Source organism: Methanobrevibacter sp. (genome assembly GCF_045541095.1).
Taxonomy (GTDB): domain Archaea; phylum Methanobacteriota; class Methanobacteria; order Methanobacteriales; family Methanobacteriaceae; genus Methanocatella.
In genome coordinates, this window is record NZ_JAZQIJ010000248.1 from 1 (window position 1) to 5,030 (window position 5,030).

Sequence of the window (5,030 nt, forward strand, 5' to 3'; positions counted from 1 at the left end):
CTGTGAAAAAATGTCCTGAATGTGGAAATCCAAGTTATGATGGAGCTCCTGTTTGTGGAAATTGTGGATACAAATTCCCAAAACCAAAAGTTGCAGCTCGCAGAGAAGAAAGCATCTTCCAAGAAACTCAAAAAGAGAAAAAAAGTTCTGATGACGAAAGCATAGTCGATATTTTAAAAGAAAAAAAACTTATTATTGGAATTATATTAATTATCACTTTTATTGTTATTTGCGGAATTATCATTACCGGATCAAACAATGGCAATAATAGCATCTCACCGATGCAAGCAGGTGATTTGGTGAAATATGAACAAGACGGTTTTTCATTTTCCTATCCTAACTCTTGGCAAAAGATAAATGCTACTGATGAGGATATTGAAGGTGCAATATTCTTCGCCGATGCGAACAACACTACTATAGAATATTATAACATCAGTAGTGATGCAAGTTCTCTTAAGGAGATAAATCAGGAAAGAATCAGTTATGCGATTCAAAATGGAGATGCTGTCGAACTTGTTGAAACTATCACTTTAGACGGCAGAAACGCATCAAACATGATTTGGGAAAATGCAGATGGAGATTACACAAGATATGTTTCAATGTTTACAGATGGCAAATTATATGTATTTAAAGCAACCGGAGATTCAATAAACTCCATTACTTCTGAAGGCATTAATAGTGTGATAAATTCTGCAGATATTGCTTAAGTATGATTAATTTCATACTTCTTTTTTATTTTTAGAGATTACCATGACCAAAATTAAACTTGCCCTTTGTCAAATGAATGTAATTGATGATAAGAGGGAAAATTTAACTAAAGCCAGTTCAATGATTAATGAGGCTTCAAAAAACGCTGATTTTATTGTTTTACCCGAAATGTTTAACTGTCCATATTCCAATGACAAATTTATTGAATATGGGGAAAACGAAAATGACAGTTATACACTAGATAAACTATCCGAACTTGCCTGTAAAAATAATGTATATCTCCTTGCCGGTTCGATTCCTGAAAAAGAATCCGACAAACTCTACAATACATCTTATTTATTTGATAAAGCGGGCAAAATAATAGCCAAACACAGAAAAATGCATCTTTTTGACATCGATGTCAAAGATAAGATAACTTTTAAGGAATCAGATGTCCTGACTGCAGGGGATGATTTTACAGTTGCAGATACAGAATTCGGAAAGATCGGAATCGGAATATGTTATGACATTCGATTTCCGGAACTGGCAAGAATCATGGTGGAAAAGGGAGCATTGGTCTTATTTTATCCGGGAGCATTTAACCTGACAACCGGCCCTGCCCATTGGGAACTGCTTTTTAGGTCCCGTGCACTTGACAACCAGGTTTACGCAGTGGGCGTTGCACCTGCACTTAACAAGCAAGCAAGTTATCACAGCTACGGCCATTCAATTATTGCAAACCCGTGGGGAGAAATAGTTGCTGAAGCCGGCTGCGATGAAGAGATAATATTTTCTGAAATAAATTTAAGTGAAATAAAAAAAGTTAGAGAAGAGCTTCCACTTTTGAAAAACAAAAGGAAAGATCTCTACGAAGTTATTCGAAAATAACTATTTTAGTTTTGCCAATCTTTTCTCAAAGTATCCTAATTTTTTGTCATTGTCTGCAAACACTTCAATGGCAGTTTCAATGACCCTAACCTCATTGTCATAGTCATTGGCTTTCCTATAAAGAACGCATAATCTTTTGTAAGGTGCATCTTTAGGCTGTTTTAATTCAACATACCTTTCATACTCCTTAATAGCCTTTTGAGGATTGGTTTTTTCCATTTCCTTAATGGTACTCATAGGAATAACTTTTACAATTGACTCGCCTGAAGCCTTGGCTTTTTGTCTTTTTTGAGCTTTCTTGATTGCCTTATTACAAGATTTTTTGAAGTCCTTATCATCTTCCTCTTTTCTTGCTTTTTTAATAAGGTCAATGGATTCGTCGGTTGCAAGGTCACCTAATGCCTGGATGGCTGCAAGTTTTACACCCCAGTCCTCGTCTTCAAGACATTTGGCTATTGTATCAAGTTCATCTTCAGCCTGAAGCTCACCAAGGGAACGAACAGCAACTTTTCTTACACCAAAGTCCTCATCATCAGTTGCTTCGACAAAATAAGGAATGACCTTTTTATCTTCAGTTTCTTTAAGTGCGAAAGCTAAAAAACGTTTGTCTTTACCTTCAGCATTAGTGAATTCATCAATTAGTTTATCTACAGCCACATCACCCATACTGCCTAAAATTTCGGCTGCTTTAAATCTTACTTGAGCGCTATCGTCAGTAGTGGCTTTGATTAATGGTTCAATAGCTGCCTCATCAGTAGTTCCGACCAATGACTCAACAGCTTCCTTTCGAACTTTAACGTCATCATCTGATAAATTGTTAATAGCTTCTTCAAAATTTAAATTTGACATGATAATACTTAGATTTTAGACATATATAAATCTACATAACAAAACAATGTATAACCTTAACCTAAACAAAACAAAAAATCTACATACTTTTAATTAAATTAAATAAAAAAATAGTATTAGGAATTTTGAAACGGAGAGGGAAAATGAAATACAAATTTTTTTATGTTTTGATAATTTTTTTAATATGTTGTTCACTTTCAGGTGTTGTGGCAGCAGACATCAATGAAACCTCTGACATTTATCAGAGCTTCACTCAGGATGAAGTTGTGAGTTTAGAGTCTGAAAACACCATTAAAGATATTCCTGAAGCAGAACCTATTTTAAACAATAACGAGACAATCGAGATCACCGCCGATAAAGATATTTCATCAAATAGCAATAACGCCACATCATCAAATCCCAACAAACTCTATGGAATTGTTGATTTTGGTTCAAATTCGATTGAATTAACAGTATATGAGCTTAAAAATAGTGGAAAAACAAGCAAAGTAGTTTCACAGGAAGAAAAATCAGTCACAGCAATATATGTCATCAACAATACTTTAACTGACAAAGGAATTGATGAACTGATATCCATTTATGAGGATTTTGAAGACCTTATGGATTATCTTAATGTGGAAAACAGATATTACTTCGCAACAGCCAGCCTGAGAAAAATTGACAATAGTGCCGAGGTAATTGAAACAGTGAAAAATAATTTGGGAATTGAAATTCATCTGCTTGAAGGTGAAACAGAAGCCATGACAACCTTTAAGGCAAACAACATGAGCGACATAACAACCGATGACGGATTGGTCATTGACCTCGGAGGCGGAAGTACAGAAGTAATTAAATTCATTAACAGAACCCCAGTTGAGCTTGGAAGTATGCCAATAGGATCCAATTCATGTTATCTTGAATATGTAAGTGCAATGTTTCCTAATGAAACTGAAATAGAAAATATTAGAAACAGAACCTTGGCGGAATTGGATAAACTCAATATTGACAATTCTAAGCCAATAAAAGATTTATATGGAAACGGAGGCGGCATCACCAATACCCAAAAGGTATTGGCATATCTGAATTATATTGATGACAATACACGCATAATCCCATTTTCCATGTTAAATACACTGTTTGATGAGCTGAAAAACAACACCAAAGAAGATTTTCTGAAAATATTAAATATTGTTCCAAAAAAGATAAACACTCTGATTCCGGCAATGGTAATCACAAAAACAGTTATGGAATACTTTAACGTATCATACCTGCATTACTGTAAAAAAAATATTGATGACGGAATTTTGGCCGGACTGATTCAAAACGAAACTTCTAAAAAGGACTCCAACCTTAGCGTCAGCGACATCAGCACCACCTGTGACGAGGATTGTGAAATTTTAGTGACAGTGGCAAGTAATGCTACCGGATCAGTGACTGTTAAATTGAACGGCAATACATATTATTCAACAATATCCAACGGAACTGCACTTATTTTGACATCAAAATTGCCTTCAGGAGATTACAAGGCCAAAATCGAATATGGCGGAGATGATTACTACCTCCCGCAAAGTCAAAAAATCAATATTCATGTTAAAAATGCATCAGTTGATGCATCTGATATGGCCCGTGGTTGGAACAGTGATTATGACTATCAAGTAAAATTAATTGATGAAAACGGAAATGGCATTGAAGACAAATTGATTACATTTACTGTTGGTAAGAATCAATATTATACAAAGACAAATGAAGATGGTATAGCGAGAATCAATCCTAGACTAGCTGTCGGCACATATTCAATAAGCGTATCATCCCCATTGTTAAACGACAGCATGACCAACACTTTGAAAATCGTGAAACGCATCACAGGAAACAAGAACCTGAATGTTTACTACAACAGCAATCAAAACCTAAAGATAAAAATAATCGGAGATGATGGAAAAGCGGAAAGCGCTTCAAAAAGCGTTAGCGTAATGATAGACAACAAAAAGAACACCTACAAAACCGATGCGAACGGTTACATTACAATAAAGCTTGATAAAAACCTTGCACCCGCTACCCACACCATAAAAATCCAATACAAGGAATTTGCAGTTGAAAACAAGATTGTGGTAAAGCATTCTCTTCAAAGCAAAAAGGTTGTAACCGCTAAAAAATCTGCTAAAAAAGTAGTTTTGACAGCTGCACTTAAATCTTCAAACAAAAACCTAATCAAAAACAAAAAGATTAAGTTTAAGATTAACGGCAAAACATACACTGCTAAAACCAATTCAAAAGGAATTGCAAAATTGACCATTAAGAAAAATGTCATTAAAAATCTTAAGAAAGGAAAACACAGTGTAAAAATTACTTACTTAAAAGATACAATTACAACATCGATTAAAATTAAATAATTCTCTGGCAATACCGGAGAACTTATTTATTCATTTTTAGCCTCTTTTATCCATTTAATATACATTATTATTGAATTGAACAGATATATAACACACATTATGAAGATAGCCCAACTTCCTGTACCGTTTATCAAAGGCCAAATCCACATTATCAATGTGACAACATTGACTATAATCCACAAGATCCATTGCTCAGCATATCGTTTTATCAAAAATATTGCAAGAATACCATGACCT

5 protein-coding genes are annotated in these 5,030 nt (G+C 34.6%); 3 read left to right on the plus strand and 2 right to left on the minus strand.

Going from position 1 to position 5,030, the window contains the following annotated elements; all coding sequences use genetic code 11:
* Together ACKI2P_RS10770 and ACKI2P_RS10775 are read left to right on the plus strand one after the other, a co-directional pair.
* The coding region (locus tag ACKI2P_RS10770) for a PsbP-related protein (protein WP_407377479.1) at positions 1–707 on the plus strand (707 nt) is incomplete at its 5' end.
* Between the two features lie 43 nt (positions 708–750).
* On the plus strand, positions 751–1,575 hold the full coding sequence (locus ACKI2P_RS10775) for a carbon-nitrogen hydrolase family protein (RefSeq protein ID WP_407377481.1): 825 nt from the start codon (positions 751–753) through the stop codon (positions 1,573–1,575).
* Here ACKI2P_RS10775 and ACKI2P_RS10780 read toward each other — a convergent pair whose 3' ends face one another.
* Entirely contained in the window at positions 1,576–2,424 is an 849-nt protein-coding gene (locus ACKI2P_RS10780; RefSeq protein ID WP_407377482.1) for a HEAT repeat domain-containing protein, read from the minus strand.
* Between the two features lie 143 nt (positions 2,425–2,567).
* Between ACKI2P_RS10780 and ACKI2P_RS10785 the strand changes: the two genes are divergently transcribed.
* Positions 2,568–4,793: an Ig-like domain repeat protein gene (locus tag ACKI2P_RS10785; protein WP_407377484.1), complete on the plus strand. Its 2,226-nt coding sequence runs from the start codon at positions 2,568–2,570 to the stop codon at positions 4,791–4,793.
* Between the two features lie 26 nt (positions 4,794–4,819).
* Here ACKI2P_RS10785 and pnuC read toward each other — a convergent pair.
* A partial coding sequence (gene pnuC, locus ACKI2P_RS10790; protein ID WP_407377486.1) for a nicotinamide riboside transporter PnuC occupies positions 4,820–5,030 on the minus strand: 211 nt, incomplete at its 5' end.

Coding starts and splice junctions, on each gene's coding strand:
- ACKI2P_RS10775 (WP_407377481.1), top strand. CDS start 751: ATGACCAAAATTAAACTTGCCCTTTGTCAAATGAATGTAATTGATGAT.
- ACKI2P_RS10780 (WP_407377482.1), bottom strand. CDS start 2,424: ATGTCAAATTTAAATTTTGAAGAAGCTATTAACAATTTATCAGATGAT.
- ACKI2P_RS10785 (WP_407377484.1), top strand. CDS start 2,568: ATGAAATACAAATTTTTTTATGTTTTGATAATTTTTTTAATATGTTGT.